Raw genomic sequence first — 25228 nt, 5'->3', positions numbered from 1 at the left:
CTCTGCTTATTGCGATTTACGCACGCGCAGATACCACTCTGACAGCAACCTGACCTGCTTACGGGTATAGCCTTTTTCCATCATCCGGTTGACAAAGTCATCGTGTTTTTTCTGATCGTCAGTTGAGGTTTTGGCATTAAACGAAATAACAGGTAACAGCTCTTCTGTACTGGAGAACATTTTTTTCTCAATAACAGTACGGAGTTTTTCATAACTGGTCCAGGTTGGGTTTTTGCCATTGTTTTTTGCCTTCGCCCGCAGTACAAAATTAACGATTTCATTACGAAAATCTTTCGGATTACTAATGCCGGCAGGTTTTTCAATCTTTTCCAGTTCTGCATTCAGTGCAGAACGGTCAAAAAGCTGGCCTGTTTCAGGATCGCGGTACTCCTGATCCTGGATCCAAAAGTCAGCATAAATGACATAACGATCAAAAATATTCTGGCCATATTCCGAGTATGACTCTAAATAGGCGGTTTGGATTTCTTTGCCAATAAACTCAATATATTTAGGGATCAAATAGCCTTTCAAATGCTCCAGATAGCGTTCTGCCGCGTCAGCTGGAAACTGTTCACGTTCTATTTGTTGTTCCAGAACATAAAACAAGTGCACTGGGTTGGCGGCTACTTCGGTACTGTCAAAATTAAATACCCGCGACAATATTTTAAAGGCAAACCGTGTCGACAACCCTGTCATGCCTTCATCAACGCCGGCATAGTCCCGATACTCTTGATACGATTTTGCTTTAGGGTCGGTGTCTTTTAAACTTTCACCGTCATAGACGCGCATTTTAGAATACAGGCTGGAGTTGTCTGGGTTTTTTAAACGTGATAACACGGCAAATTGCGCCAACGAAATAAGTGTACCCGGTGCGCACGGGGATGCATTTAATTCACTGTGTTCCAACAGCTTCTGGTAAATGCGCATCTCTTCACTTACCCGCAGGCAATATGGCACTTTAACAATATAAACCCGGTCCAGAAAGGCTTCATTGTTTTTGTTGTTGCGAAAAGTTTGCCACTCAGACTCATTGCTGTGCGCCAGAATTATTCCGTCAAACGGCAGTGCGGCTAAGCCTTCTGTACCGTTGTAGTTACCTTCCTGGGTGGCGGTAAGCAAAGGATGCAGTACTTTTATTGGCGCTTTGAACATCTCGACGAATTCCATCAGCCCCTGATTTGCGCGGCACAGCGCTCCAGAGTAACTGTATGCATCCGGGTCATTTTGAGCAAAATGTTCCAATTTTCGAATGTCCACTTTACCGACCAGCGAGGCGATGTCCTGATTATTTTCATCACCAGGTTCAGTTTTCGCTATCGCCAACTGGTCGAGAATTGACGGGTATTTTTTCACGACTTTAAATTGGCTGATATCCCCGTTGTATTCATGCAGACGCTTACTGGCCCAAGGTGACATGATATTACGCAAATAACGTTTAGGGATGCCGTATTCCTGCTGCAGAATATTCCCATCTTCATTGACATCGAACAGGCACAGCGGATTATCGAATACCGGCGAACCTTTGAGATAATAAATTGGAATTTGCTGCATTAAATGTTTTAGCTTTTCAGCCAGTGAAGATTTACCACCGCCTACTGGGCCAAGCAAATAGAGGATTTGTTTGCGCTCTTCCAATCCCTGTGCCGAGTGTTTCAGGTACGACACAATTTGTTCAATGGCTTCTTCCATGCCATAAAATTCACAGAACGCTGGGTAGCGCGAAATAACCCGGTTAGAAAACAGCCGGCTTAATTTAGGGTCTTGTGCGGTATCAACTAATTCTGGTTGGCCTATGGCCAACAGCAATCGTTCTGCTGCACTGGCATAGCAACTCTTGTCTTGTTTACATAACGCCAGGAACTCCTGGATGGTATATTCCTCTTCTTTTGCCGCCTCGTAGCGTGATTTGTAGTGCTCGAAAATACTCATATGCACCTCCAGCTTTTAAAAATCGGAAAAAGGTTAGCAGCCAAGCTGTTATTTTAAGGTTAGACAGTAAAGCCAATTCCCGCCTGACAAATAACAGAAAAACCTACAATTTTGTTTTAACTATACGGTTAAATTGATAAACAGATTTGTTTCCGAAGCAAGACGGGCTTGTAAAGCAGGTGAGACAAAAAACCCGGCAAAAGCCGGGTTTTTTATAAGGGGGATGATATTAGCCGGCGAAGTTACCGTTGGCAAAGTCCCAATTTACCAGTGCCCAGAATGCATCCAGGTAGGTTGGGCGGGCATTACGGTAATCAATGTAGTAGGCATGTTCCCATAAATCTACTGTCATTACTGGCGTTAGACTAGAGTCAGTTAAGGGTGTAGCGGCGTTGCTGGTGTTGACAATATCCAGGCTGCCATCGGCTGTTTTAACTAACCAGGTCCAGCTTGAGCCAAAGTTGTTGACAGCTTTGTCGTTAAAGGCAGCTTTAAATGCGGCAAAAGAGCCCCATTTTGTATTGATAGCGTTGGCTAGCGCGCCTGTTGCTTCGCCGCCACCATTTGGTGACAAGCAGTGCCAGTAAAACGTATGGTTCCACACTTGAGCGGCGTTATTAAAAATACCACCTTCAGAGGTACGAACGATGTCTTCCAGTGATTTACCGGCAAACGGGGTACCTTCAATTAAGCCGTTTAACTTAACGACATAAGTGTTGTGGTGCTTACCGTAATGGTATTCCAGCGTTTCGGCGGAAATATGTGGCACTAATGCGTCTTTTGCGTAAGGTAATGCGGGTAATTCAAAGGCCATAGTCGTTCTCCGTTGGCGTTGTTTATGATGTCTGCATGGCGTAGACTACAAAACCTGACTAAAATACTCAAGTTTTACAGTGTTGGCATTATGCTGATCTGGTGTCATGAGTTGTTATGATCAGTCTGTTTAGTATCAGCTGTTGAAGTGGGGTTTTTTTCTCAGATCTCAAGTGCCAGTTGCTGCAAACCAGCGTAAAATAACTGTCAGTGTGAACAAGCTTATATCCTGAGGTAGTAATGGAAACGTTAGATAAAATTAAACAGCAAATTGCTGATAACCCAATTTTGTTATTTATGAAAGGCTCGCCGAAATTCCCTAGTTGCGGTTTTTCTGCTCAGGCGTCGCAGGCGCTGATTGCATGCGGTGAGCAGTTTGCTTTTGTTGATATTCTGCAAAATCCGGATATCCGGGCAGAGTTACCCAAGTTTGCCAACTGGCCCACGTTTCCGCAGCTGTGGGTAGATGGTGAGCTGGTTGGTGGGTGTGATATTGTGCTGGAAATGTTTCAGCGTGGTGAATTGCAACCGCTGGTAAAAGACACTGCAGCGAAATACAAAACCGACACCCCTGCAGAATAACATCTGCAGCTGTGCACTCTGGCCGCATTGCGGCCTTTGTCTTTTATGCAGGCACAGTTTCATCCGGAGTATCTAAATCTACTGCTAAATTGTCATTGCTCAATGGCCAGCCGCCTAGTTGTTTCCAGCTGTTTACAATGTAGCAAAACAGCTCTGCGGTACGTTCAGTATCATACAGTGCGCTGTGTGCCTCGTTATTGTCAAATGCAATACCTGCAGCCTGGCAAGCCTTCGCCAGTACAGTTTGTCCCAGCGCTAATGCCGATAAACTGGTCGTATCAAATGACACAAAAGCATGAAAGGGCGAGCGTTTAAAATTGAGACGTTCAACTGCGGCGTTAAAGAAGCCCTGATCAAAAGCCGCATTGTGTGCCACGATAACACTGCGCTGGCAGCCGGCATCTTTTTGCGCTTTGCGCACCGCTTTACAAATTTCTGTGATGGCTTCGCGCTCTGGTACCGCACCACGCAGCGGGTTAAACGGGTCTATGCCGTTAAACGCCAACGAGCTGGCGTCAAGATTGGCACCTTCAAAGGGTTCAACATGAAAGTGCAGTGTTTGCTGCGGCACTAAATTGCCTACAACATCCATATCCAGCAAAGTAACCGCTATTTCAAGTAAGGCATCGGTTTTTGCATTAAAGCCAGCCGTTTCTACGTCGATAACTACGGGGTAGTAGCCCCGAAACCGTTGGGCAAGCAGAGATTTTGGTTCTGTCATAACGTCGCCATTTTACGAATTAGTGGCTATTATGCCAAAAAACTTTCTCAGCGTCTTGTTGCGGCATAGTGTTTGCTTATTATTAAAGGTTATTAGCAAAGGTTGGGTACAAAAGTGCTGAATTGCCAAAAAATAAACTGCGTTATCTTGTTGAGCGGGCTGTTCTTTAGTGCCGGTAGCGCTGCACAGTATCAGTTGCGTCAATATTCTGCCTCTATTGAGCAGTCAGCGTGGTCGTTGTCAGTTGATACACCACTACAGTGCTCGCTTGAGCACCAGATCCCGCATTTTGGCCGCGCAGTATTTCGCAGTGTGGCCAATAAATCGCTCAATTTGCAGTTTGAGTTGCAGATGTTGCGGCTGCCGGATAACTACGGTTTGGCAGAAGTGTTATCAGTACCACCAGCCTGGCGCCACGGCGAACCCGCTAAAGCGCTAGCGAGCATGCAGTTGTTAAAGCAGTTTAACGGTGATTTGCCGAAGAAAACAGCTTGGACGTTGTTAACTGAGTTAGAGCAGGGTTTTAGCCCAACTTTTTATTACATAGATTGGCACAGCCCTTATGATAAAGTGGCTGCGGCAATGAACCCGGTGCAATTTCCTGCAACGTATTATCAATTTAATCAGTGTATTACTAACCTTTTGCCGTACGGATTCGATGATATTGCCTTTACAGTATTAACTTACGAATCTGGCGGTGATCAATTGACGCGGGAGTCACAGCGGCGCCTGGCGCAAATTGCTGAGTATTTAAAGTATGATCCGGAGATAGATTATATTGAAATCCAGGGCTATACCGACAGCTACGGCGGGCGCTGGATGAACGAGCAGCTATCGGTTAAGCGGGCAGAAAAAGTAAAAAGTTTTTTTGTCGCAGCAGGTTTAAGCGAAGATAGGGTACAGGTAGAAGGTTTTGGTGAGCGGCGACATGTGGCACCAAACGACACGACAATTGAGCGCCAGCGCAACCGCCGCGTTGTACTGCAACTTACAAAACCTTAAAGTATTTGTTATGTAAGCCAGCTCAATAAGTGCTTGGCGCTTTTGTTAAGCATTTTGGCGCGTCACGCGGATTGGCTGCGACGTTGTTTTTCCATTAAACGCATCGCGGCTAATATTTTATCACCACTGAACGGTTTTACGATAAAAGTGGCGGCTCCCATCTTGATGCTCTGAGTCACATTTTCCAAGGTACTCACGCCACTTATCATCACCACAAAGCAGTTAGGTTTAGCTTGTTTAAACTGTGCTAATAACTCCAGACCGGAACTATCAGGTAGCTCAATATCCAGAAATACGATATCTGGCTGGTGCAAGCTAAATAACACTTTTGCATCGCCTGCTGTACCAGCGTTAAAGAAATTGAACGTGCGGTGTTCGAGTAACTTGTTATCAGCCAGTGCCATAATATTATTGCGTAGCAGCTGGCGGCTATAATCTACATCATCCACCAGTAGTACTTTAGGTTCTCTCATTTTTAACTCCTGACTGCTGAATAATCAGAAGAAATTGTTTACATTCCTTGAGCAAATCTTTGTTGTGTGTTTCGGATATCAAGCGTTGTTGCAGGTTGTCCGCCAAATGACTTAAATTTTGATGGCCAAAACTTGCGGCTCCGCCTTTAATTTTATGGCAAATTTGGCGCATCAAGTTTAAATCTTCTTGTTGCAGTGCTACAGCGAAGTCTTGACCGAGCTGCAGCAAGTTTTGATAAAACAACGCTGTTAGCTCATCGTTTAGGAGCAACGGCACTCTATCTTGTTGTGGTGTTTGATTAAACAGCTCGGCTAACTGAGTAATATCGACGGGCTTTTGCAAGGTGCAATCAAATCCTTCGCAGTCAATTTTATCTGCCGACATGGCAAATATCGGCCGGTCATAACCCAAGCGCCGCAGTATTTGCATGGCCTCAATGCCATCACACAATGGCATCTGAATATCAGTGATGACAATATCATATTTATAGCTAAGTGCTTCAGTTACAAGCTGTTCTCCATTTACAACGCCACAGGTTTGCATGCCCAGACTTTGACATTGTAATTCGAGTAATGTCAGCAGAAAACTGTCGTCTTCGCCAATCAAAATATGTTTATCTGAGGTCATGCTGGCTCCTGTATATCAGTCTCTGCCTGAAAACGCAGCGGAGATAAACGCTGGCAAAGTTGCTGAGATAACGGTAGAGGTTCCTGGCAAATTTGGCAAGCCAGTGCCTCTGCTAATAGCGGTGATAGCATAATGCCCCGGGCTCCCAGACCGCCAATCAGATACAGATTGTCTTGAGCGTTTGTCTGGCCTAACAATGGTAAACGATCTGGCAATGTCGCTCTAAAGGCGGCGGCGGCGCCGTCGATGGTACTAGAACTAAACCAAGTTGGTTGCTGTAATTGCTCATTTACCAGCTGCAGGTTTTCGGCATTATCGGCATCATAAATAAACGCTTCTGTTGCGTTACGGTCGAAGGTAGCACCAACACAATGCAGGCCCTGCCACTGTGGAGTAATGTAGCCTTTATGGCACAGCACTGTTTTTAATGGCGCCATCGCGCTATTTTGCACGTGGCTCACTTGACCCCGAATTTTATTCAGCGGCAGTGTTGCGGTTTGGCTAAACATTGCCAGTTTACTGCCACAAGCTAACACCAGGGACTCTGTGGTTTTGATGTCGCTATTGCTGTGTAGCAGCCAGATGTTGTTTTGCCGTTTAATATGATGTATCTGGCAAGCAAGGCTAACTTTAAAAGAGCTTTGCTGTTGCAGATAGTGCAGCGCCTGGCGACAAAATTGCTGTGGGTTTAGCCAACCTGCCAACGGGTAATAAATTCCGTTGAGCAAGAGCTCCAGCCCGGCGATGGCTGATGCCGTGTCAGCGTCTACTGCATGCACCAGTTCGCGCGGCCACAATGCTTTGCTAATCAGTTTATCCTGGCGCTGTTGCAATTGTACTGTACTGGCAAGATGCACTACACCACACCAATCCATGGCAAAATCGAGCCCTTGCTGTTGCCAGCGTTGATAAAATAGCCGGGCATACAAAAAGGCCTGAGCATGCAGTTGGCTATCATCGGTGAGGTTAGCATGCAAATTGGGGTATACCGCGCCCTGTCGATTTTGCGAAGCTTGCGATGCAACTTCGGCGTCTTCACATAGAAGGTGCACAGCAATACCGCGTTGAGTTAGCGCTAATGCAGTACAAATTGACGCAATTCCACCACCGATGATGGTAACTTCGCTGTGCGGTAGCACAGTTTTAGTAACTGGCTTATGCATCAAAGCCGTCAACATCTCGCGTTTACGGCCAAAACCTTTAACTTTTGTTACGGTAAAACCTGCTTGTTGCAAACCGCGCTTGACTAAACCGGCGGCAGTAAACGTTGATACGCTGCAGCCAGCTTGGCTTAGCCGTGCTAGCTGGTTAAATAAACTCTGCTGCCACATATCCGGATTTTTGCTTGGGGCAAAGCCATCCAGATATATCGCATCGCACGGCGCTACTAACTGTGGCAGCACGCTTTCGACATCACCAAACCATAAATCCAATAACACAGTATCTTGATCAAAGCTTAATCGATGACAACCAGCTACACACAAAGGATAGGCATCTAATAACAGCTGGCAGAGTTCGCTAAGTTCGCTATGCGTTGCCAGCGCACGGGTTAAATCAGCATGGCTTAACGGATATTTTTCCACACTACTAAAATACAAACGCTGGCAGTGTGCCTTGGGGTATTGGCGGCGATATTGACGAAAGCGCAGCCAGGTAAGTAAAAAATTGGCACCGGTGCCAAAACCGGTTTCAATAATATGGAAGGCGGATTGGGGGTGCGTTTGCCAACGCTGCGGTAACGCATTTTGCTTTAAAAACACGTAATCTGTTTCGGCCATACCGCCGCCATCAGAAAAATAAACATCATCAAAATCCGAGGCAAAAGGTATGCCCTGGTCATTAAAGTGTATTTTGGCGTGGGTAAGCTCAGGCATTAATTGATGGGTCCGGCACTAAATTCGGCTTGTAGTTTACCCTAAGCTACCGCAGAATTGGAAACAGAGTACAAGTGTGCGCTCAAAGCTGACCACTTTCTAAAACAAAGTCCGTACAATAGCGCACAATATTATTTCAATTTTGCCGGCGATAGGCCGGTTTGTGGGAGCAAGTATGAAAAGAGCGGTAATCACAGGTATCGGTATTGTATCCAGTATTGGAAATAATAAGCAGGAAGTACTGGCATCATTGCAATCTGGCCGTTCCGGCATTACCCGGTCAGAGCAATTTGCTGAGCTGGGGTTACGCTCGCAGGTGTGGGGTAATATTAAGCTGGATCCAGCAGAGTTCATCGACCGCAAAGCTATGCGCTTCATGGCTGATGCCGCGGCATATGCCTATATTGCCATGCAAGAAGCGATGCAAGATGCTGGCTTTACCGAAGAGCAAATTTCCAGCCCGCGCATTGGTTTGGTTGCGGGCTCAGGTGGTGCATCGTCAAAAGTGCAGGTGGAGGCTGCTGACATTCTGCGCGAAAAAGGCGTAAAACGTGTTGGCCCTTATGCCGTACCAAAAACCATGTCCAGCACCTGTTCAGCCTGCTTAGCCACACCGTTTAAAATTAAAGGCGTCAATTACTCTATTAGTTCAGCTTGCGCCACCAGTGCACATTGTATTGGCCATGCAGTAGAACTTATTCAGTTGGGTAAGCAAGACGTTGTGTTTGCCGGTGGCGGCGAAGAAGTGCATTGGACCCTGGCAATGGAATTTGACGCAATGGGCGCATTGTCAACCAAATACAATGACACGCCAGAGCAAGCGTCGCGCACTTACGATGCTAATCGTGATGGCTTTGTAATTAGCGGCGGCGGCGGTATGGTTGTAGTTGAAGAATTAGAGCATGCATTAGCCCGCGGTGCCACCATTTATGCCGAAGTTGTCGGCTACGGTGCGACGTCAGACGGCTTTGACATGGTTGCGCCAAGTGGTGAGGGTGCGGTGCGCTGCATGCAAATGGCGATGCAAAATGTTACTGGCGAGGTCGATTACGTTAATACCCACGGCACTAGTACACCCGTAGGTGATGTAAAAGAGCTGGGGGCAATACAGCAAGTGTTTGCCGGCAAAAAACCGGCTATCAGTGCTACTAAGGCGATGACAGGGCATGCTCTTGGCGCTGCAGGTGTACATGAAGCCATTTATTCGTTGCTAATGATGAAGCATAGCTTTATTGCGCCGTCTATCAATATCAGCGAGCTGGACGAAGCAGCTAGCGGCTTGAATATCGTTACTACTGCTACACCGGCAGAGCTTAATACCGTAATGTCTAATAGCTTTGGCTTCGGCGGTACCAATGCCACTTTAGTGATGCAGAAATACCGCGCATAATCGGTAATAGTCGAAACAAAAACGGGCGCATCACTGCGCCCGTTTTTTTATGCTTCAATATCGTCCAGCTCCCAGTCATCTAATAGCTGACGCAAGCGCTTTTGCTCCAACAGATCATCAATACGGCGTCTTGCTTCCAACTTTTGCTTATTTTTGCTGTCTTTTAATGTAACATCTTTGATGATCTCAACCTCGTCGGGTTGGTCATCCAACTCAAACTCGTTGCTTTCTAACTGTGACATAAGCGCACCTCAGATTTTTTTGCTTATTTACCGAGATTTATCGGTTTAAAAAAGTGAATTATTTTTTTAACCACGATAAAAATTTTTCACACAAGCGCTTCAGCATCACTAAGCAAAGGTCGGAACACCTGTTTGCGTGGTGACAGTTGGGTTTTAGTGCTTACCATATGCTCAATAAAATCAATAACTTTTTCTTGTAATCGTACGCTGTTTAAGCGGTTTATTCTTGCGATGCCACCCGGGCTCATTACGTTAACCTCAATGAGTTTGCCGTTAATTACGTCGATTCCAGCGAAAAATAAACCATCGCGTGCCAGCTTAGGGCCAATATGCGCGCACAGGCGCTTCTCCTGTTCGGTAAGCTGATGTTTTATCACCGTGCCGCCGGCATGCACATTGGAGCGTACATCATCTGCCGGTGGGATACGTCGCATGGCACCAATAGCTTTACCGTTGAGCATTAAAATACGAATATCGCCCAGTTCTGCGCCAGTAACATATTCCTGCAAGATAACGTAGTTACCTCGCTCGGTATCGCCTATGTAAAAATCCAACAGTGAGCGTGCGCTTTGTGCCGCTGACTTTTCCAACAAAATAACGCCTTTACCGCCATAGCCGTTCAACGGTTTTAATATCATTTTGTCGGTTGGTGATTCTGCCAGTACCCGTGCCAGATAATCTTTATTTTTTGATACATGGGTAACCGGAATAAATTCGTTGTCCGGGTCATGCAAAGAGGCCGTGTACATTTTATTGTTAGCAATGCGCACGCCGTCCAGATCATTCATGATAAAGGTATCTTCACGTACCGAGTCGAGAAAATTCAGCACTATGGGATCTAGCGGAGGGTTCAAGCGGATAAAAATAGCGTCAAAAGCTGCTAACGGCAGTTTTTGCTGGTTAAACTGAGCGTGGCGATAAAAACTGGCAATATTACTGGAAATTTTCTGGCCTTTAACAAACACCTTACAAAATGCCTGGGCAATGCTGTCGCGCACTGTTAAGTTATTGGCATGCGTAATCGCCACGCTGTGGCCACGACTTACCGCTTCGTGGATCATGCGAATGGTGCTGTCGCCATCGGGCTGCACTTTTTCCCACGGGTACATTAAAAAACAAATGCGCATAGCACTCTCGGCAAAGGACATTCTGGCTAAGCATACGAGAGCCAGCAGAAAATGGAAGCGGATGATAGCGGATAGGCAAAAAAACACACGTGAATTTTGCAATAACTACTGTGTTGGCTGCATCTAATTCAGGTAGTACGTCGTATCTGTAAACAACAGCATACTTATCAGGGGCGTAAATGGAACAATCACAACAACAATTGCTGCATTGGCTATATGCTACAGCGCAAGGTAATAAGCAGGCATTTGAGCAGTTGTATCAGGCTACGTCGGGCAAGTTGTTCTCGGTCAGTTTGCATTTACTGCGACGTAACGATTGGGCAGAGGATGTATTGCAGGATGCCTATGTACGAATTTGGCACAACGCGGCCGATTATCATGCTGAGAAAGGCAGCGTAATGAGCTGGATGATCAGTATTACCCGCTATCGTGCGCTGGACTTACTTAAATCTCGCCGGGTAAAAGCCGAGCATTTGGATATCTCGGATGCTGCTAATGATCAAAGCTCAGACGAGGTGCAGCCGGGGGAGGTGATAGGCTTGGTCCGGGAACGGGTTAAACTGGATGATTGTATGCAGGGCTTGAGCGAAGAGCACCGGCAATCCATTCAGTTGGCTTACTTTAACGGACTGAGCCATCAAGAGATCACTGAACATACTGGCTCGGCGCTTGGAACGGTTAAAAGTTGGATCCGCCGTGGTTTAACGCAATTAAAAAGGTGTCTTGAAGCATGAAGTATCAGGATCAGGATCTGCTCGACGCCCTGGCCGTCGACTTTATTCTTGGCGCCATGAAAGGTGCTGCACGCAAACGCTTTCAGCGTTTAATGATGGCTAACCCTGAAGTTCGCCGAACAGTTTGGCGCTGGGAGCAGCATCTAAATCCGCTTGCAGAAAGTTTGCCCGTTACGGTGCCCAATTCGGCTGTCTGGCAGCGTATTCAGCAACGTTTGGGCTGGCTGGCGCCGGTTGCCACAAGTGCAGCTGTGGCTAAATCGGGCAGATATTGGTTGGCATTAGCCACCGCAGCCTCGCTATTGCTGGCCGTAGTAATGCTGCGCCCGCTATTGCTAAGTCCGGTGCCTCAGCATATTGCCGTTATTCAGACCAGCGATGCCAAAGCCTGGTGGTTGGTGAGCAAGGCTGAGCGTGTTTTAACGGTAAAAGCAACCGGGGCGGTGAACCAAGAGCAACTTAATGACTATGAATTATGGATGCTGCCTGAAAACGGTGCCGCACCAATTTCATTAGGCTTATTGCCCCAGCAAGGTGAGCAATTGCTTAGCTGGCCTGATGCAGCCCAGGGCATTGCTATTGCAGCACTTGCGGTAAGTTTTGAGCCTCGAGGCGGTTCTGTAACCGGAGCACCTAGTGGACCGGTATTATTTACGGCTGAAATTGTCACGCTGTAGGGCTATCTAACACAATAAAAAACCGCTGCGGCGGTTTTTTTTTATGTTTTTTTCATTTCAGTGCATCTAGCTGCATCCAATAATACCAGTGTGTCGTTTCTAGGTAGCAATATTAATTAATAGGGAACACCCAACATGAAACGCACTGCAACCTTTCTCGCCGTAACTGCGGCAATTAGCACCTTGTCATTGGTTAGTCATGTCCAGGCATCAAGCCACCGCGAAGCGCCAAGCATTACTAAATCGCCTACTGTTGACGCGACTGATTTCTACCTGTTTAACAGCTATGAAACAGGCCGCGACGCTTACGTGACGGTTATTGCCAATTACATTCCGCTACAGGACGCTTATGGTGGTCCAAACTATTTCGCAATGGACCCTGCGGCGGTTTACAGCATTCACATCGATAATGATGGTGATGCGATGGCAAATATGAGCTTCAACTTTCGTTTCAGCAATACGCTAGCCAATGACGGTGCTGGGGTTAAGTTACCGATTGGGCCAGCTGGTAATCAGAAAATGGTTGCCGTGCCGCTGAAAAATGTTGGTGGTATTAGTGCTGGAGACTCTGGCGCACTGAATTTCATCGAAAACTACAGTGTTGAAGTTAACTCTGGTGCCAACAGCACTATGCTTAGCGCGCCTGGCGGCGCCATGCAATTTACCAAGCCTTACGATTTTGTTGGCACTAAGACGTTTACCAGTGCTGCCGCATATCAAGCTTATGCCGATCAGTATGTATATGACGTTGCCTTGCCAGGTTGTGATGGCATGGCGCGCATTTTTGTCGGGCAGCGCAAAGACCCGTTCGTGGTTAACTTAGGTGAAACCTTCGATTTAGTGAATTACGTGCCCGTCGAAGGTGATAGTACGCCTGGCGCCGGCGATGGTGCTGGCTTCCCTGGCGGCATTACGCAGAGCAGCAGTAATGATGATCTGGTGGATAAAAATGTCACTACGTTTGCTATAGAGGTACCAAAAGACTGTGTTACTGGCAGTGGCAACGGTGTTATTGGCGCCTGGACCACAGCTAGCTTGCCTCAGGCGCGGGTTTTAAATCCAAATGCTACTTTTTCGCGCCCAGATGTAAACGGTGGCGCTTTAGTGCAAGTGTCGCGTTTGAGTAACCCGTTGGTTAATGAGCTGATTATCGGTTTGGCCGACAAAGACACGTTTAATAGCAGCCAACCGGCTGACGATGGCCAGTTTGCCGACTATGTAACTCACCCTAGCTTACCGGCGTTGTTAAATATTCTATTCCGTGATGCGGTTAACACGACGTTGGGCACCAACATTGCCGATTTAGCGCCGTCTAATTTCCCGCGCATGGATCTGGTTAACGCGTTTTTAACCGGCGTAGCCGGTGTTAACCAACTGGCGACGGTTACCCCGTCCGAAATGCTGCGGTTAAACACTGCAATTCCTGCCACACCAGCGCAGATGCAGTCGGCTTTTGGTGTAGCAGGTGATGACCTGGCCGGTTTCCCTAATGGTCGCCGCCCGGGCGATGATGTAGTAGATATCGCGCTTCGTGTTGTTATGGGGGCATTGTGCCATGACATACCTGTAGCCGGAACGCCAACGAATCTGGGTTATTGTTCACCGGAAGACGCACCTGTAGGCAATGTACCCTTTACCGATGGTGCACCGCTTAATGCCAACATGTTAAACACCAGCTTCCCTTATTTGCTTACGCCGTTGGCAGGCTCGCCTAACTAAGGAGTTCAGAATGAAAATGAAACACTATACCTTAGCATTTTCGCTACTGTGTGCAGCAGTACTGGCAGGCTGTAATTCAGACAAAAAGCTCAATAGCCCACCGCAAATTGGCGCTAATAGTTTTGTTACTGAAACCGATGTCGCCATTATGGATCGGGTTGCCGCACAAGACGCTGATGACGATATGTTGGTCTTTGTGCTTGGCTCTCAACCGTCTAACGGCAGTGTCACCTTAGCTGCAGATGGTGTATTTACCTATACTCCGGCGGCCGAGTTTACCGGTAGTGACAGCTTTACCGTAAAGGTAAGTGACGGTGAACGCATTGCACAAGGACTGGTAAATATTAGCGTTGAAGTTGCTACCGTGTCTTTCTTAAGTTACTCACGTGCGGCGTTTTTGCAGCCGGAAGACACGAAAGCCCTGCCGATAAACGGGCGCATTTTTACGCAAGATGCGCAAAACGAAGCGGATTATGCTGATCTACTTACCGATCAGTAATACACACTATGGCGGAGCCAGTTTTGGCTCCGTAAACTATTTTGGGTACAATATGCGCTGGTTTTTCAGTATTGTTATGGCACTTGGGCTTAGTAGCGCCAACGCCACAGAATTTAAACCGGCAGCTGGGCAGCAGATAATATTGCAAGCCGAGTTGCCAGAAACGGCTGACATGCAGCAGTTACGGCAAGCTCTGATGTATCAGCGCGACAGTACTGCTACCTTGCCGTTGGCACAGCTTTATTTAATCGGTGCTCGCCAGCCGGGTTACGACGACTGGTTTCATCAAGCCGAGCAATTGCTGCGCAATGTTGATGACGCCGCGCGCCAGGGCCTGGAGTACTGGCTGTTATTAGCCGATGTTCAGCAACAGCAGCATCAGTTTGCAGCGGCGCTGCTTAGTCTTGAGCAGGTGTTTGCTTTGCAGCCGCGTCATATTCAAGCCAGTTTGATGGCTGCCAGAGTCTATCTGGCCTTACACCAGCTTGAACCCGCGCAACAAGCTTGCAGCAGGATATGGCAACAAGATTTATTTTTATTTTCGGTGTGCAGTTATGAGGTGGCAGGGCGTCGCGGTGATTGGCAGCAAAGTTATGTGGCGTTGCAACAGTTGTGGCAACGGCAGTCATCGCTGCCACCGGCCATTGATATTTGGCTGCGCGGTATTTTGGCCGAGCAAGCCGAACAGTTGGGGTTATTTGAAACGGCGCAGCAATGGTTAAGCCCGGTGTTAGCGCAAGCGCCAACAAGTTTATGGCTAAAATGGGCCGACTTAAGTTTGTTGTTAGGGCAAGCTGACGCTGTCTATCAAAGCATTACGGCGATACCACAACGGCAGAATATCGCCGATAGTTTGCTACTGCGCCTTGCTATGGCGGAACAACAGCTGGCAAAACCAGCCCAGTTTGGTAAGCAGCTTGGTGAAAGAATGCAATTACGCCTGGCGCGTGGCGACACCGACCATGCCGCCGATCTGGCGCTTTATTTTCTGCATTTCGTCCCTGATCCGGCCGCTGCAGTGCATTGGGCTGAATTGAATTACCAAAGAGCCAAAGAACCAGATGACGTGCGACTGCTCACACTTAGCCAGCAGGCGCAGCAGCAATCTTTAGGGAGCAGCGAATGAAATACATTTTCACATTATTGCTCATTGCAGCGCTAATCAAGCCCGCGTTGGCACATAAATTTAGCACCGCTTACATGGACGTGACCCAGCAGGCTGGCCAACCTACATTATTGTGGAAAGTGGCAATACATGACTTAGCCCTGGCAGGGCTTATTCAGGCGCCGAATAGCCATAAAGTTAGCTGGCAACAGGTGCTGGACAGTGAGGCGCGGTTGCAGGGTTATATTACACAGCGACTAACGTTGATAAGTGGCAATGAACCCTGCCAGCTTAAAACTGCGGCCACCGATTGGCTGGCGCAGCGGCTGTTACAGGATATGTTTTTGCTGTTGCCAATACAGACAAACTGTGTCGACTCCGCCGATTTGCAATTGAGCTATCAGGCATTATTCGACAGCCAGCATAGCCATAAGCTGCTGTTATCCTGGCAGCTGCCACCGCTAAAAGCTAACGCGGTATTAACAGCGAAAAGTCCACAGTATCCATCACATAAAGCCGAATAAGGGTTATTCATGCAAGCCAAGTTTCAACACGTTTTTAGCGGCATGCTACTGTTGGTTGCCGCACCTATTAGCTTGGCAGATCCATTGTCTGCTCATATTTTGGAGCAAATTAGTGTTAAAGGACGGCAAACCGACCTCTTGGGGTTGGCCAGCTCGGCCTCTGAAGGCCTGGTAGGTGATGCCGAAATAGCCGACCGGCCGTTGCTGCGTAGCGGCGAAATCCTCGAGTTTATCCCTGGCATGGTCGTAACTCAGCATAGTGGTAGTGGCAAAGCTAATCAGTATTTTTTACGTGGTTTTAATCTGGACCATGGCACCGACTTTGCCAGCTACATTGATGGTATGCCGGTAAATATGCGCAGCCACGGCCATGGTCAGGGCTATACCGATTTAAGTTTTCTAATCCCTGAGCTGGTGTCACAGATTGATTATCAAAAAGGCGCATACCATGCCAATAGTGGTGACTTTTCTGCTGCCGGTATTGCCCGATTTGGCATTCAGAATCGAACCCGTAATGAAGCCGAGCTCACCGTGGGGCAGGATAGTTATCGACGCCTACTGGCCAAAGGTAGCTCGACACACGGTAAGGCTGATGTGTTGCTGGCTGCAGAATTGCAGCAATATGCTGGTCCCTGGACTGATATCGCAGAAGATGTTGATAAACTGAACCTGCTGGCGCGGTATAGTAAACCGCTTGGTAGCGGGCAGTTTGCCGTTACGCTTATGGCATACGATAACAACTGGAATGCAGCGGATCAAATTCCACAACGGGCGGTAAGCCAGGGGCTGATCGATGCCTTTGGTTCGCTTGACACCAGTGTCGGTGGCGAAAGTAGCCGCAACAGTGTTTCTGCCAGTTGGTACAGTGATGCCTGGCAATGGCATGCTTATGCGATTCAATCTGAGCTGGAGTTATGGTCAAACTTTACTTACTTTCTCAACGATCCGGTTAATGGCGATCAGTTTGAACAGGTCGACCAGCGTTGGATTTACGGTGGTGAGCTTAGCCATCACTGGCATCATCAGTTCGGTGAGTTTGCCGTTGAACATGTTGTTGGAGTGCAACTACGTTACGACGACATTGACGAAGTGGGCCTGTATAACACCCAGCAACGTCAGCGCCTGAGTACCGTGCGGTCAGACATTGTGCAACAAGGCTCCGCCGCATTGTATAGCCAGAGCACTGTGCAGCTAGACAGTAACTGGAATGCGCATTTCGGACTGCGTTATGATTATTTCAACGTTGATATTCAAAGTGATACGCCGGTTAACTCAGGTAGCGCTACAGACGGCATCGCCTCGTTGAAAGGCGGTTTGAGTTATCAGTTTGCGCCCAACTGGCAAGCTTATTTAAATGCTGGTCAGGGTTTCCACTCCAATGACGCCCGTGGCGCCACCACTGTTATTGATCCACAAAGCGGTGAGAGTGTAGATCCAGTCGACCTGTTGGTGCGCACTAACGGTGCTGAGCTTGGACTGCGGTTTTTTGATTACAGCGCGTTAAATGTGTCTGTTGCACTGTGGTATCTGCAAATGGACTCAGAACTACTCTATGTTGGCGATGCCGGAACGAATGAGCCAAGCCGCGCTTCCAGGCGATATGGCGTAGAGCTTGCTGCTTATTATTGGTTGAACAGCAACTGGAGCCTGGACACCGAGTTAGCGCTAACGCGTTCGCGCTTTACTGAGCCGGCGGCAGATGAAGGTAACTTTGTCGATGGCGCGCTGCCAATGGTGCTGAGTATGGGGTTGATTTACAAAGCTGATAGCCCTTGGCAGCTAAGTATGCGATTGCGTCATTTTGGCAAACGTACTCTGGACAGTTTTAATCTGCAGCGCTCTAAAGCGACAACAACGCTAAATGCGGGTTATCGTTATGAATGGCCACGCTGGCGGTTATCACTAGAACTGTTAAATATTCTTGATAGCGACAACAGCGATATTGATTATTTTTACGCCTCGCGTTTGCCAGGCGAACCTGCTGAGGGTGTTGAAGACAGGCATTCTCATCCACTCGAGCCGCGCACCGCCAGATTGAAACTGGCCTATCGGTTTTAGATACTATCGCTAGGTAACAGATCGGTTTAAGCTTGTGCTACGTAAATGGTTACTGCAGCAGTTGCAGCCCCTTACAGGAGAGAAGAATGAAAGCGTTATTAAGTGCAGCGGTATTAGCTGTGGGTGTGTTCGCGATGCCCGCTATGGCTAACCAGTGTGGTGAAATTCTTGGCCATTCTATGCAGCAGTTAAATACCCGTGAAAGTGTAAACTTGTGCGACAGCTACAAAGGTAAAACCATTCTGGTGGTTAACACGGCCAGTAAGTGTGGTTTTACCAAGCAGTTTGAGGGTTTAGAAGCGCTGTATCAGCAATACCAGGATAAAGGTCTGGTTATTCTGGGCTTCCCGTCAGACAGCTTTATGCAGGAATACGATGATGCCGAAAAAACGGCAGAAGTGTGCTACTTGACCTACGGCGTAAAATTCCCGATGTTTGCCAGCTCTAAAGTAAAAGGCGACGAAGCCAACCCGGTATTTAAAGCGCTGATTGCCAAAACTGGCGAGTCACCCAGCTGGAATTTTAACAAGTACCTGGTAAGTAGTGATGAGCAAACGGTAAAACATTTTGGTAGCCGCACCGCGCCGGACGATACAGCCTTTATTGCTGAGCTGGAAAAAATGCTGGCAGCAAATGCGGCAGAAGCCACGGTTAAAGCTGGGGAGTAATCACTTAGCTGAATTAGTCAACTGCGGCTGGAACCTCGATTTGGTCATCACAGAGTGTCTGAGTAAGCGCGGCAGCGCGAACGAGTTGCTGTGATGAGCCAAAGCGAGTGTTGCAGCGCAAGCAGTTGGCGGGGAATCTAAAACTGCAGTTGAGTATCCCGACATCTCAATCTCTGGTTTATGCTGAGTCTGTGTTATGCCTTTTGGCTCAGTTCAAACGCGGTATCCACAGTAGTGGGTTTCGCTTCAGCTGCGCTGCGCGCCAACACATCGCAGCGCTCGTTTTCCGGGTGGCCGGCATGGCCTTTTACCCAGTGCCACGCAACTTTATGTGTTGCAGCTGCCGCATCCAGACGTTGCCATAGATCCTGATTTTTCACCGGCTGCTTCTGGCTGGTTTTCCAGTTATTACGCTTCCAACCTGCCAGCCACTGCATGATGCCTAAACGCACATACTGGCTGTCGGTGGTTAAGTCTACGTCGCAGCTGTCTTTTAAGCTTTCCAGTGCCATGATGGCAGCCAGCAGTTCCATGCGGTTGTTAGTGGTGAGTTTATAGCCGCCGCTCAATTCCTTACGATGCTGTTTATAGATCAGCACAGCGCCATAGCCACCCGGCCCCGGGTTACCCAGGCAAGAGCCATCGGTATAGATCGCAACTGTTTTGCGCATAAAGCCTTTCCTCAAACCAAAACGGCGTATAATCTAACTCAAATGCTGTAAAAAACGAAACCGCCATGGCTAAAAGACAAATTATTCTCGACACTGAAACCACCGGTATTAACCCCAGAGACGGTCACCGCATCATTGAGATTGGCTGTGTAGAGCTAATAAACCGGCGTTTTACCGGCAACAACTTTCATGTGTATATTAACCCGCAACGGATAATCGACGCTGAGGCTGTGGCCGTGCACGGTATTACCAACGAGCGGTTGAAAGATGAACCGGTATTTCGCCAGATAGCGCAGAACTTTTACAATTATATTCAGGGCGCTGAGTTGGTCATTCATAACGCCGCCTTCGACGTTGGCTTTATCAACCATGAATTTAGCCTGTTGCCGTCACCACTGCCGCCGGTCGCAGACTATTGCACCATTCTCGATACGCTGGCAATGGCGCGGGAAATGCATCCTGGCCAGAAGAATAACCTCGATGCGTTGTGCCGACGTTATGATATTAATAACAGCCATCGCACCTTGCACGGCGCTTTGCTGGATGCTGAAATTCTGGCGGATGTGTATTTGCTTATGACCGGCGGCCAGGTCAGTTTAAATCTGGCCAACGAGCAAGACGGCGCCGATGGCAATAATGGTCCTATTGCCATACAACGTAGCGGGCGGTTAAAGGTACTGCGGGCTGGCGAAGCTGAACTGGCAGCCCATGAAGAGCGGTTAGATTTGGTACAAAAAAAAGGAGGCAGTTGCTTGTGGCGAAACTGATAAAGGCATGTGCACTTTGCTTAGGTTTGCTGTGCAGTGTTGGTGTGCTGGCGCAGCAAGCTAACACAATGCCGGAACAACAAACCAGTGAGCTCAATGCGCAGACGCCAGTCGTTGATGATGGCTTTGAATTATTAAACGACTTACCTACCAAAAATCAAATCCCATTGTTTGACAATCGCTTTCGTATCGATGAAAACGTAGAGGAGATTACCCTGCTTTTATTTCGCAAGCGTGGTTCAGCCTCTGCGGTTTTGGTAAAGCCAGATGGTAGCAAAATTCATTTTAACAACGCAGAGGCCCAGCAGGTGCGCTGGCATGATGCCAGCAGTTACGACTTAATTCAGATTAAAAACCCTATGCCCGGGCCATGGCAGGCTATCGGCCGATTGTTGCCGGAAAGCCGTATTATGTTATTAACCGACATAAAGCTGAACGTGGATGCGTTACCGGACAATTTAATGGTGGGTGAGACAGTTAAAATTACCGCCCGACTAACTAATGGTGACCAGCCGATTACCGCCAAAGACTTTAATGAAGTTTTAGCGCTTGAGGTGATTTTTGTCAGCACCAATAATGCTGAATATGATAATTTTGGCCGTGGTGTGGTGCAGGTAGCGCAATTTCGCGACGACGGCAAAGGCTTTGATGAGCGCTCGCGAGACGGGGTGTTTACCGGGGAGTTTCAATTGCGTTTTGTGGCTGGCCAATGGACTCCCAAATACATTGTCAGAACACCGCTGTATACCCGTGAAGTAGAGCAGGCACCGGTTGTACTTAAAGCGGCGCCCATTGTTGCAGATATCAGTACATCACCGGCGGTGGCAGATGACGAACCCAATAAGATAGTAGTGCCACATCAGGTGTTGTTCAGGGTGAATGATGAGTCAGTAGACGCAACATCGGTGTTGCTGCAAGGCCGGGTGCGTTATCCAAATGGTGATGTTGGTGAATTTGCTTTGAACGAGCCGGGTACTGCAGCACGTGAGGTTGAGCTGCTAAATCATGGCCATGGTAGTTATATATTAGAAGTTTCGGCGTTTGGCCGGATGCGCGATGGTCGCGAGTTTATGCTCGAATTACCTGAAATTAGCTTTGTGGTTAATCGACCGGTATTAGAAGCGCCAGAGCTGGAGCAACTGCCAGATCAAATTCAACAACAAATTGCAGCAGAGCAGGCTGAGCCAGAGCCCGAATTTCCCTGGGGCTTGGTAATTGGCGCGAATATCGTCATACTGTTTGGCGGTGCTTTTGCTATCTGGTTTGTTATGACCGATAGAGAATTTTCTGCATTGATGTTCTGGCGTAAAAAGCAGGCAGCTAGTGCTGCTACGACAAATAAAGCAGACGTCAAAGCGGGTTCTGTAGATAAGAATAAGCCTAATGCGCAAAAAAACAACGATATGGACGACATTCTCGATCTAACACTGCCGGATGATTAAGGATTAGGCAAAAGCGGCAAAAAAGGTGTTGACGGCCTATCGGCTAATCCGTATCATTCCCGCCGCACTGCAGGATACCCAAACGAAATCTTGCAGCGCAATTGGTGCGGAGCGGTAGTTCAGTCGGTTAGAATACCGGCCTGTCACGCCGGGGGTCGCGGGTTCGAGTCCCGTCCGCTCCGCCAATATTTCAATGTACACCGGAGCGGTAGTTCAGTCGGTTAGAATACCGGCCTGTCACGCCGGGGGTCGCGGGTTCGAGTCCCGTCCGCTCCGCCACTACATTGAAAAAAGCTTCCTGATCCGGAGCGGTAGTTCAGTCGGTTAGAATACCGGCCTGTCACGCCGGGGGTCGCGGGTTCGAGTCCCGTCCGCTCCGCCACTTCAGTAAGTTGCCGTAAGGCAAAAGCCATAAGAGCGTAAGCTCACTCTAGCGCGGAGCGGTAGTTCAGTCGGTTAGAATACCGGCCTGTCACGCCGGGGGTCGCGGGTTCGAGTCCCGTCCGCTCCGCCATTTTACTTCCTTATTTTTTGTCAGCACCGAGCAGTAGTTCAGTCGGTTGCTCTCTGTTAAGCGCTTAGCCGGCCTGTCACGCCACAAGCCCAAAGCTTGCATGCTGAAAATGTTCGCGGGTTCGAGTCCCGGTAGCGAAGCCACTGTATGCCAGCATTATGCTGGTTTTTTGTTTTCTGCAGCAAAGCCACGGTTGCTAGTTCAGGATGTTAATCTGTGCTGATAGCTTGACGCGAAAAATAGCTAAGCGTATTTATCGTGGCATAGTGCTGTAAAGTCTGACGAATGTAATCCTGATGTGCTGATGCAGCCGAAATAACATAGTGCGTATCAATAGTCTCAATTACGCGCCGCTGATAATGTTTGGCAAATGGTAGATTGTGTTGTTGCAGATAGTAAATAAATGGACCTTCGTATGTTAGCAGCGCACTGCTGCGACCTTTTACAAACAGTTCTACTGCACTAAGGCTGTCTGGCAAGTCGGTAAAGCTATAGCCTTGTTCACTTAATAAATGCCGCTGACCATGGTAATCAAAACCTCGGATGGCGGCGATTGTTAAGTGTTTTTCCCGTGCTATTGCTGCACCATGTGTGAGTAAAGTCAGTGTTAATTGGGCATACGGCGGTTCGACAAAGCTAACATCGTTAGGCAAGGCTTTGGTGTGCTTAATATTAATAGTCAGGTCAACTTCACCGCTTTGCAACATTTTGTACAGCCTGGCTGCAGTGGCACATACGGTATTGACTTTAATAGTATCGTTTTGCAGTATATCGCGGGTTATCTCAATGGCCTCGCCTGAGCAATGCCCGGCTGAGTCAACCGTGATGTAGGGTGGAAAGTTATGTACGCCCAGTCGGATCTCGTCAGCCATGCTGACACTGCAGCTAACCAGTAATACAACAAACAATAAAATACGCATAGCTCGCCTTTTGAAGCAGTACCTGCACATACTAACGTATACACCTGACCGGGCAAGCTAACCTACGGCAATTAGCTAGCTGGTCGGAGTTGAAAGCTGTAAAGTCGCGGGCAGTAGGATGGCAACATCCAGGCCATGCTGGTTGTTCGCAGTAAAATTAATACTGCCGTGATGCAGTTTGACAATATAGTTAACTATAGATAAACCAAGGCCTGCACCTTCCGTACTTTGGTGTCGAGGGTGGCGGTAAAATCGGTCGCCCAGCCGGCTGGCGTCGGGTTTAACTATGCCGTTGTTACTAATACAGATCGTAGTTATGTCTGCTTTACTGTGCGATGTTACTAGCACTATACCGTCGACTACTGAGTATTTAGCTGCATTATCCAGCACATTCCGCAGTACACTTTGCAACAAGGCGCTATCGCCATACAGCTGACAACTATCGTCTAACTGCAGTTGCCACTGTACTTTGTCCAATAACTTTAGCGGTAACTGTGACAGACTTTCGTGCAGCAGTGGCGTTAGCGGTATTAAGGTGCAATTGAGCTGTTGCAGGTGATCTAGCCGAGCAATAGATAGCAGCTGATCGACCAGATGTGACATGCGCTTACTACCCTCGGTAATGGCATTTACCGCTTCGGCCACCTCGGTGGCGTCTTTGGCTGAGCTTAAATTTTGCGCATGCAATTGTAATATACTCAGCGGTGTACGCAGCTCGTGCGAGGCGTCGGCGATGAAACGTTTTTCCTGCGCTAAATAACTACGGATGCGCTGCAGCAAACTGTTGATGGCACTTTGCACCGGTTGTAGTTCTGCCGGCAGCTTAAGCTGTATTTCGTGCAGTTGCTCGGGGGTTTTATTGGCAACTTGTTGCTGCAATAAATTAACCGGCCTGAGCACCAGTTTAATCACCAGATAAATAAGCAGACTAAGCGGCAGCATCATAAACAGAATGGGCCGCACCTGTGCCTGAGCAATATGCGCGCCCATTTCTTCGCGGATATCTTCACGCTGGGCGGTAAATACCCATAAGTTTTGCTCTGGCACAAAATAGCTAAAGGTCACCCACAAGGTACCGTGCTCGGTGATTTCATGATAGCCGGACTCACGCTTGACTGTCGGAAACTGTTGGGCATTCTCAGACAGCATAATTAGCTTGTCGCCGTGATGGGCCTGAAAGGCAATTTTGCCCTCATATTTATGGCCATCCAGTAAACGCTCTTGTTGCGCACTGAGCGACTCGCCCATATCGGTAATATGCGGTACCGCGACTACTACCGGCTGCTCATTTGCGCTCATCATGTGGCTATCGCTTAGCAGTATGCTGATCAACTTAGCGCTGCGGGCCAATTCAGCATCGTAAATTTCGTCCAGCTCGTGCAGAGCATCGTTGTAAGCGATGTAAGCATTTAAACTCAAAGCACCCAGCATCAACAGGTTAATGCCTAGCATCAGGTAAAACTTAATACTGTTAGTGGTCATGTTGGCTTACCAGCATATAACCGACACCGCGTACGGTTTTAATCACCTCAGCGGAGAGCTTCTTACGTAGGTTATGAATATGCACTTCTATGGCGTTGCTTTCGGTATCACCGTCCCAGCCGTAGCTAAGCTCTTCCAGTTGTTGGCGCGATAAAATCCGGTCGGGTTTTAGCATAAACTCTTTTAGCAGCAGGTATTCGCGCCGGGTGAGGTTTACATCTTGCTGTTGAAACTGACACTGATGGTTGTGCAGGTTTAAGCTAATACCGGCCAACTGCAGGCTGTCATCTGTGCGCTGCTGCTGGCGGCGACTAAGTACCCGAATTCTGGCCTCTAGTTCCAGCACATCAATGGGTTTTACCAGATAGTCATCCGCGCCACCATTTAGGGCGGTTAGTTTAGTATCAAGCTGACTTTGGGCGGTTAATACCAGTATCGGCATGCTCACACCGGCTTGGCGTAATTGACGGATTAAATCCAGCGCAAAGCCATCCGGCAAGCCTAAATCGAGGATCATCAAGCCAAAGCTGTCGTCCTGTGCTGCTTGTAATGCCTGTTTACCGGTTGTGCAGTGTTCCGGCTGATACCCCATGCGTTTTAGCCGGGTAACCATACCTTGGGCCAGTAATTCGTCATCTTCTACCAGTAAAATTCGCATTAGGTTGCT

General features: G+C 48.1%; 25 protein-coding genes and 4 tRNA genes. 17 read left to right on the top strand and 12 right to left on the bottom strand.

Going from position 1 to position 25228, the window contains the following annotated elements:
- Nucleotides 1-6: 6 nt before the first annotated feature.
- Both I4W93_RS14430 and sodB read right to left on the bottom strand, forming a co-directional pair.
- Nucleotides 7-1929: a PrkA family serine protein kinase gene (locus I4W93_RS14430; protein WP_205312270.1), complete on the bottom strand. Its 1923-nt coding sequence runs from the start codon at nucleotides 1927-1929 to the stop codon at nucleotides 7-9.
- Between the two features lie 229 nt (nucleotides 1930-2158).
- Nucleotides 2159-2743, bottom strand: coding sequence for a superoxide dismutase [Fe] (gene sodB, locus I4W93_RS14425; protein ID WP_205312269.1), 585 nt, complete (start codon nucleotides 2741-2743; stop codon nucleotides 2159-2161).
- A 239-nt stretch (nucleotides 2744-2982) separates the two neighbouring features.
- Between sodB and I4W93_RS14420 the strand changes: the two genes are divergently transcribed.
- Nucleotides 2983-3324 carry a Grx4 family monothiol glutaredoxin gene (locus I4W93_RS14420; protein ID WP_205312268.1) on the top strand — a complete coding sequence of 114 codons (342 nt, stop codon included), beginning with the start codon at nucleotides 2983-2985 and terminating at the stop codon, nucleotides 3322-3324.
- Between the two features lie 43 nt (nucleotides 3325-3367).
- Here the strand turns inward: I4W93_RS14420 and rnt are convergent, their stop codons facing one another.
- Complete coding sequence (gene rnt / locus I4W93_RS14415; RefSeq protein WP_205312267.1) at nucleotides 3368-4045, bottom strand: ribonuclease T; 678 nt, start codon at nucleotides 4043-4045, stop codon at nucleotides 3368-3370.
- A 150-nt stretch (nucleotides 4046-4195) separates the two neighbouring features.
- Here rnt and I4W93_RS14410 point away from each other — a divergent pair, with 150 nt between their 5' ends.
- Nucleotides 4196-5047: a flagellar protein MotY gene (locus tag I4W93_RS14410; protein WP_224673467.1), complete on the top strand. Its 852-nt coding sequence runs from the start codon at nucleotides 4196-4198 to the stop codon at nucleotides 5045-5047.
- A 62-nt stretch (nucleotides 5048-5109) separates the two neighbouring features.
- On the opposite strand, the gene I4W93_RS14405 is transcribed toward I4W93_RS14410, so the two are convergent.
- Genes I4W93_RS14405 through mnmC form a run of 3 tightly spaced genes read right to left on the bottom strand, consistent with a single transcriptional unit; the run spans nucleotide 5110 to nucleotide 8022 of the window.
- A complete protein-coding gene (locus I4W93_RS14405) occupies nucleotides 5110-5520 on the bottom strand; it encodes a response regulator (RefSeq protein WP_205312266.1) in 411 nt (136 codons plus the stop codon).
- On the bottom strand, nucleotides 5507-6148 hold the full coding sequence (locus tag I4W93_RS14400) for a response regulator (protein WP_205312265.1): 642 nt from the start codon (nucleotides 6146-6148) through the stop codon (nucleotides 5507-5509). Before I4W93_RS14400 ends, I4W93_RS14405 begins: the two co-directional genes overlap by 14 nt.
- Nucleotides 6145-8022, bottom strand: coding sequence for a bifunctional tRNA (5-methylaminomethyl-2-thiouridine)(34)-methyltransferase MnmC2/FAD-dependent 5-carboxymethylaminomethyl-2-thiouridine(34) oxidoreductase MnmC1 (mnmC, locus tag I4W93_RS14395; protein ID WP_205312264.1), 1878 nt, complete (start codon nucleotides 8020-8022; stop codon nucleotides 6145-6147). The genes I4W93_RS14400 and mnmC overlap by 4 nt, the downstream gene beginning before the upstream one ends.
- A 175-nt stretch (nucleotides 8023-8197) precedes the next feature.
- Here mnmC and fabB point away from each other — a divergent pair, with 175 nt between their 5' ends.
- Nucleotides 8198-9412, top strand: coding sequence for a beta-ketoacyl-ACP synthase I (fabB, locus tag I4W93_RS14390; protein WP_205312263.1), 1215 nt, complete (start codon nucleotides 8198-8200; stop codon nucleotides 9410-9412).
- A gap of 47 nt (nucleotides 9413-9459) precedes the next feature.
- On the opposite strand, the gene I4W93_RS14385 is transcribed toward fabB, so the two are convergent.
- Together I4W93_RS14385 and I4W93_RS14380 are read right to left on the bottom strand one after the other, a co-directional pair.
- The gene (locus I4W93_RS14385; protein ID WP_205312262.1) at nucleotides 9460-9654 is read right to left on the bottom strand and encodes a PA3496 family putative envelope integrity protein; all 195 of its coding nucleotides are present in this window, start codon (nucleotides 9652-9654) and stop codon (nucleotides 9460-9462) included.
- 86 nt (nucleotides 9655-9740) lie between these two features.
- Nucleotides 9741-10781, bottom strand: a complete 1041-nt coding sequence (locus tag I4W93_RS14380) for a glutathione synthetase (RefSeq protein ID WP_205312261.1) — start codon at nucleotides 10779-10781, stop codon at nucleotides 9741-9743.
- A 179-nt stretch (nucleotides 10782-10960) separates the two neighbouring features.
- Here I4W93_RS14380 and I4W93_RS14375 point away from each other — a divergent pair, with 179 nt between their 5' ends.
- From I4W93_RS14375 to I4W93_RS14340, 8 genes are all read left to right on the top strand, one after another.
- Nucleotides 10961-11515 (top strand): sigma-70 family RNA polymerase sigma factor, encoded by a 555-nt coding sequence (locus tag I4W93_RS14375; protein WP_205312260.1) that lies wholly within the window; start codon nucleotides 10961-10963, stop codon nucleotides 11513-11515.
- Entirely contained in the window at nucleotides 11512-12192 is a 681-nt protein-coding gene (locus I4W93_RS14370; RefSeq protein ID WP_205312259.1) for an anti-sigma factor, read from the top strand. The genes I4W93_RS14375 and I4W93_RS14370 overlap by 4 nt, the downstream gene beginning before the upstream one ends.
- Before the next feature lie 135 nt (nucleotides 12193-12327).
- Nucleotides 12328-13911: a DUF4331 domain-containing protein gene (locus I4W93_RS14365; RefSeq protein WP_205312258.1), complete on the top strand. Its 1584-nt coding sequence runs from the start codon at nucleotides 12328-12330 to the stop codon at nucleotides 13909-13911.
- 10 nt (nucleotides 13912-13921) lie between these two features.
- A complete protein-coding gene (locus I4W93_RS14360) occupies nucleotides 13922-14410 on the top strand; it encodes an Ig-like domain-containing protein (protein WP_224673466.1) in 489 nt (162 codons plus the stop codon).
- 52 nt (nucleotides 14411-14462) lie between these two features.
- On the top strand, nucleotides 14463-15536 hold the full coding sequence (locus I4W93_RS14355) for a tetratricopeptide repeat protein (RefSeq protein ID WP_205312257.1): 1074 nt from the start codon (nucleotides 14463-14465) through the stop codon (nucleotides 15534-15536).
- A complete protein-coding gene (locus I4W93_RS14350; protein ID WP_205312256.1) occupies nucleotides 15533-16039 on the top strand; it encodes a hypothetical protein in 507 nt (168 codons plus the stop codon). The genes I4W93_RS14355 and I4W93_RS14350 overlap by 4 nt, the downstream gene beginning before the upstream one ends.
- A gap of 9 nt (nucleotides 16040-16048) precedes the next feature.
- On the top strand, nucleotides 16049-18097 hold the full coding sequence (locus I4W93_RS14345; protein ID WP_224673465.1) for a TonB-dependent receptor: 2049 nt from the start codon (nucleotides 16049-16051) through the stop codon (nucleotides 18095-18097).
- 86 nt (nucleotides 18098-18183) lie between these two features.
- Nucleotides 18184-18765 carry a glutathione peroxidase gene (locus I4W93_RS14340; protein WP_205312255.1) on the top strand — a complete coding sequence of 194 codons (582 nt, stop codon included), beginning with the start codon at nucleotides 18184-18186 and terminating at the stop codon, nucleotides 18763-18765.
- 194 nt (nucleotides 18766-18959) lie between these two features.
- Here I4W93_RS14340 and rnhA read toward each other — a convergent pair whose 3' ends face one another.
- The gene (gene rnhA / locus I4W93_RS14335) at nucleotides 18960-19436 is read right to left on the bottom strand and encodes a ribonuclease HI (RefSeq protein WP_205312254.1); all 477 of its coding nucleotides are present in this window, start codon (nucleotides 19434-19436) and stop codon (nucleotides 18960-18962) included.
- Nucleotides 19437-19501: 65 nt separating this feature from the next.
- Between rnhA and dnaQ the strand changes: the two genes are divergently transcribed.
- From dnaQ to I4W93_RS14305, 6 genes are all read left to right on the top strand, one after another.
- Nucleotides 19502-20203, top strand: a complete 702-nt coding sequence (gene dnaQ, locus I4W93_RS14330) for a DNA polymerase III subunit epsilon (protein WP_205312253.1) — start codon at nucleotides 19502-19504, stop codon at nucleotides 20201-20203.
- On the top strand, nucleotides 20191-21645 hold the full coding sequence (locus tag I4W93_RS14325; protein ID WP_205312252.1) for a TIGR03503 family protein: 1455 nt from the start codon (nucleotides 20191-20193) through the stop codon (nucleotides 21643-21645). Before dnaQ ends, I4W93_RS14325 begins: the two co-directional genes overlap by 13 nt.
- Nucleotides 21646-21753: 108 nt before the next feature.
- Nucleotides 21754-21830: transfer RNA gene (locus tag I4W93_RS14320), tRNA-Asp, on the top strand.
- Nucleotides 21831-21847: 17 nt separating this feature from the next.
- Nucleotides 21848-21924, top strand: a tRNA-Asp gene (locus tag I4W93_RS14315).
- Nucleotides 21925-21950: 26 nt separating this feature from the next.
- Nucleotides 21951-22027: transfer RNA gene (locus I4W93_RS14310), tRNA-Asp, on the top strand.
- 55 nt (nucleotides 22028-22082) lie between these two features.
- Nucleotides 22083-22159 (top strand) — tRNA-Asp (locus tag I4W93_RS14305).
- Between the two features lie 209 nt (nucleotides 22160-22368).
- Here I4W93_RS14305 and I4W93_RS14300 read toward each other — a convergent pair.
- The 3 genes from I4W93_RS14300 to I4W93_RS14290 all read right to left on the bottom strand — a co-directional run bounded on the left by I4W93_RS14300 (nucleotide 22369) and on the right by I4W93_RS14290 (nucleotide 25219).
- Nucleotides 22369-23079, bottom strand: a complete 711-nt coding sequence (locus I4W93_RS14300) for a substrate-binding periplasmic protein (RefSeq protein ID WP_205313606.1) — start codon at nucleotides 23077-23079, stop codon at nucleotides 22369-22371.
- 75 nt (nucleotides 23080-23154) lie between these two features.
- Complete coding sequence (locus I4W93_RS14295) at nucleotides 23155-24561, bottom strand: ATP-binding protein (RefSeq protein WP_205313605.1); 1407 nt, start codon at nucleotides 24559-24561, stop codon at nucleotides 23155-23157.
- The gene (locus I4W93_RS14290) at nucleotides 24551-25219 is read right to left on the bottom strand and encodes a response regulator (protein WP_205313604.1); all 669 of its coding nucleotides are present in this window, start codon (nucleotides 25217-25219) and stop codon (nucleotides 24551-24553) included. The genes I4W93_RS14295 and I4W93_RS14290 overlap by 11 nt, the downstream gene beginning before the upstream one ends.
- Nucleotides 25220-25228: the final 9 nt, after the last annotated feature.

This window comes from Rheinheimera maricola, assembly GCF_016918075.2.
Lineage (GTDB): Bacteria > Pseudomonadota > Gammaproteobacteria > Enterobacterales > Alteromonadaceae > Alishewanella > Alishewanella maricola_A.
Note: the sequence above shows the minus strand (reverse complement) of the source record. Positions and strands in the feature narration are given on the sequence as shown.

Excerpts from the sequence above, each read along its gene's own strand:
- I4W93_RS14420 (WP_205312268.1), top strand. The coding sequence starts at position 2,983 with ATGGAAACGTTAGATAAAATTAAACAGCAAATTGCTGATAACCCAATT.
- dnaQ (WP_205312253.1), top strand. The coding sequence starts at position 19,502 with ATGGCTAAAAGACAAATTATTCTCGACACTGAAACCACCGGTATTAAC.
- mnmC (WP_205312264.1), bottom strand. The coding sequence starts at position 8,022 with ATGCCTGAGCTTACCCACGCCAAAATACACTTTAATGACCAGGGCATA.
- I4W93_RS14300 (WP_205313606.1), bottom strand. The coding sequence starts at position 23,079 with ATGCGTATTTTATTGTTTGTTGTATTACTGGTTAGCTGCAGTGTCAGC.
- I4W93_RS14340 (WP_205312255.1), top strand. The coding sequence starts at position 18,184 with ATGAAAGCGTTATTAAGTGCAGCGGTATTAGCTGTGGGTGTGTTCGCG.
- I4W93_RS14405 (WP_205312266.1), bottom strand. The coding sequence starts at position 5,520 with ATGAGAGAACCTAAAGTACTACTGGTGGATGATGTAGATTATAGCCGC.
- I4W93_RS14355 (WP_205312257.1), top strand. The coding sequence starts at position 14,463 with ATGCGCTGGTTTTTCAGTATTGTTATGGCACTTGGGCTTAGTAGCGCC.
- I4W93_RS14400 (WP_205312265.1), bottom strand. The coding sequence starts at position 6,148 with ATGACCTCAGATAAACATATTTTGATTGGCGAAGACGACAGTTTTCTG.
- I4W93_RS14360 (WP_224673466.1), top strand. The coding sequence starts at position 13,922 with ATGAAAATGAAACACTATACCTTAGCATTTTCGCTACTGTGTGCAGCA.
- I4W93_RS14370 (WP_205312259.1), top strand. The coding sequence starts at position 11,512 with ATGAAGTATCAGGATCAGGATCTGCTCGACGCCCTGGCCGTCGACTTT.
- sodB (WP_205312269.1), bottom strand. The coding sequence starts at position 2,743 with ATGGCCTTTGAATTACCCGCATTACCTTACGCAAAAGACGCATTAGTG.
- I4W93_RS14350 (WP_205312256.1), top strand. The coding sequence starts at position 15,533 with ATGAAATACATTTTCACATTATTGCTCATTGCAGCGCTAATCAAGCCC.
- rnt (WP_205312267.1), bottom strand. The coding sequence starts at position 4,045 with ATGACAGAACCAAAATCTCTGCTTGCCCAACGGTTTCGGGGCTACTAC.
- fabB (WP_205312263.1), top strand. The coding sequence starts at position 8,198 with ATGAAAAGAGCGGTAATCACAGGTATCGGTATTGTATCCAGTATTGGA.
- rnhA (WP_205312254.1), bottom strand. The coding sequence starts at position 19,436 with ATGCGCAAAACAGTTGCGATCTATACCGATGGCTCTTGCCTGGGTAAC.
- I4W93_RS14380 (WP_205312261.1), bottom strand. The coding sequence starts at position 10,781 with ATGCGCATTTGTTTTTTAATGTACCCGTGGGAAAAAGTGCAGCCCGAT.
- I4W93_RS14375 (WP_205312260.1), top strand. The coding sequence starts at position 10,961 with ATGGAACAATCACAACAACAATTGCTGCATTGGCTATATGCTACAGCG.
- I4W93_RS14345 (WP_224673465.1), top strand. The coding sequence starts at position 16,049 with ATGCAAGCCAAGTTTCAACACGTTTTTAGCGGCATGCTACTGTTGGTT.
- I4W93_RS14295 (WP_205313605.1), bottom strand. The coding sequence starts at position 24,561 with ATGACCACTAACAGTATTAAGTTTTACCTGATGCTAGGCATTAACCTG.
- I4W93_RS14385 (WP_205312262.1), bottom strand. The coding sequence starts at position 9,654 with ATGTCACAGTTAGAAAGCAACGAGTTTGAGTTGGATGACCAACCCGAC.
- I4W93_RS14290 (WP_205313604.1), bottom strand. The coding sequence starts at position 25,219 with ATGCGAATTTTACTGGTAGAAGATGACGAATTACTGGCCCAAGGTATG.
- I4W93_RS14365 (WP_205312258.1), top strand. The coding sequence starts at position 12,328 with ATGAAACGCACTGCAACCTTTCTCGCCGTAACTGCGGCAATTAGCACC.
- I4W93_RS14430 (WP_205312270.1), bottom strand. The coding sequence starts at position 1,929 with ATGAGTATTTTCGAGCACTACAAATCACGCTACGAGGCGGCAAAAGAA.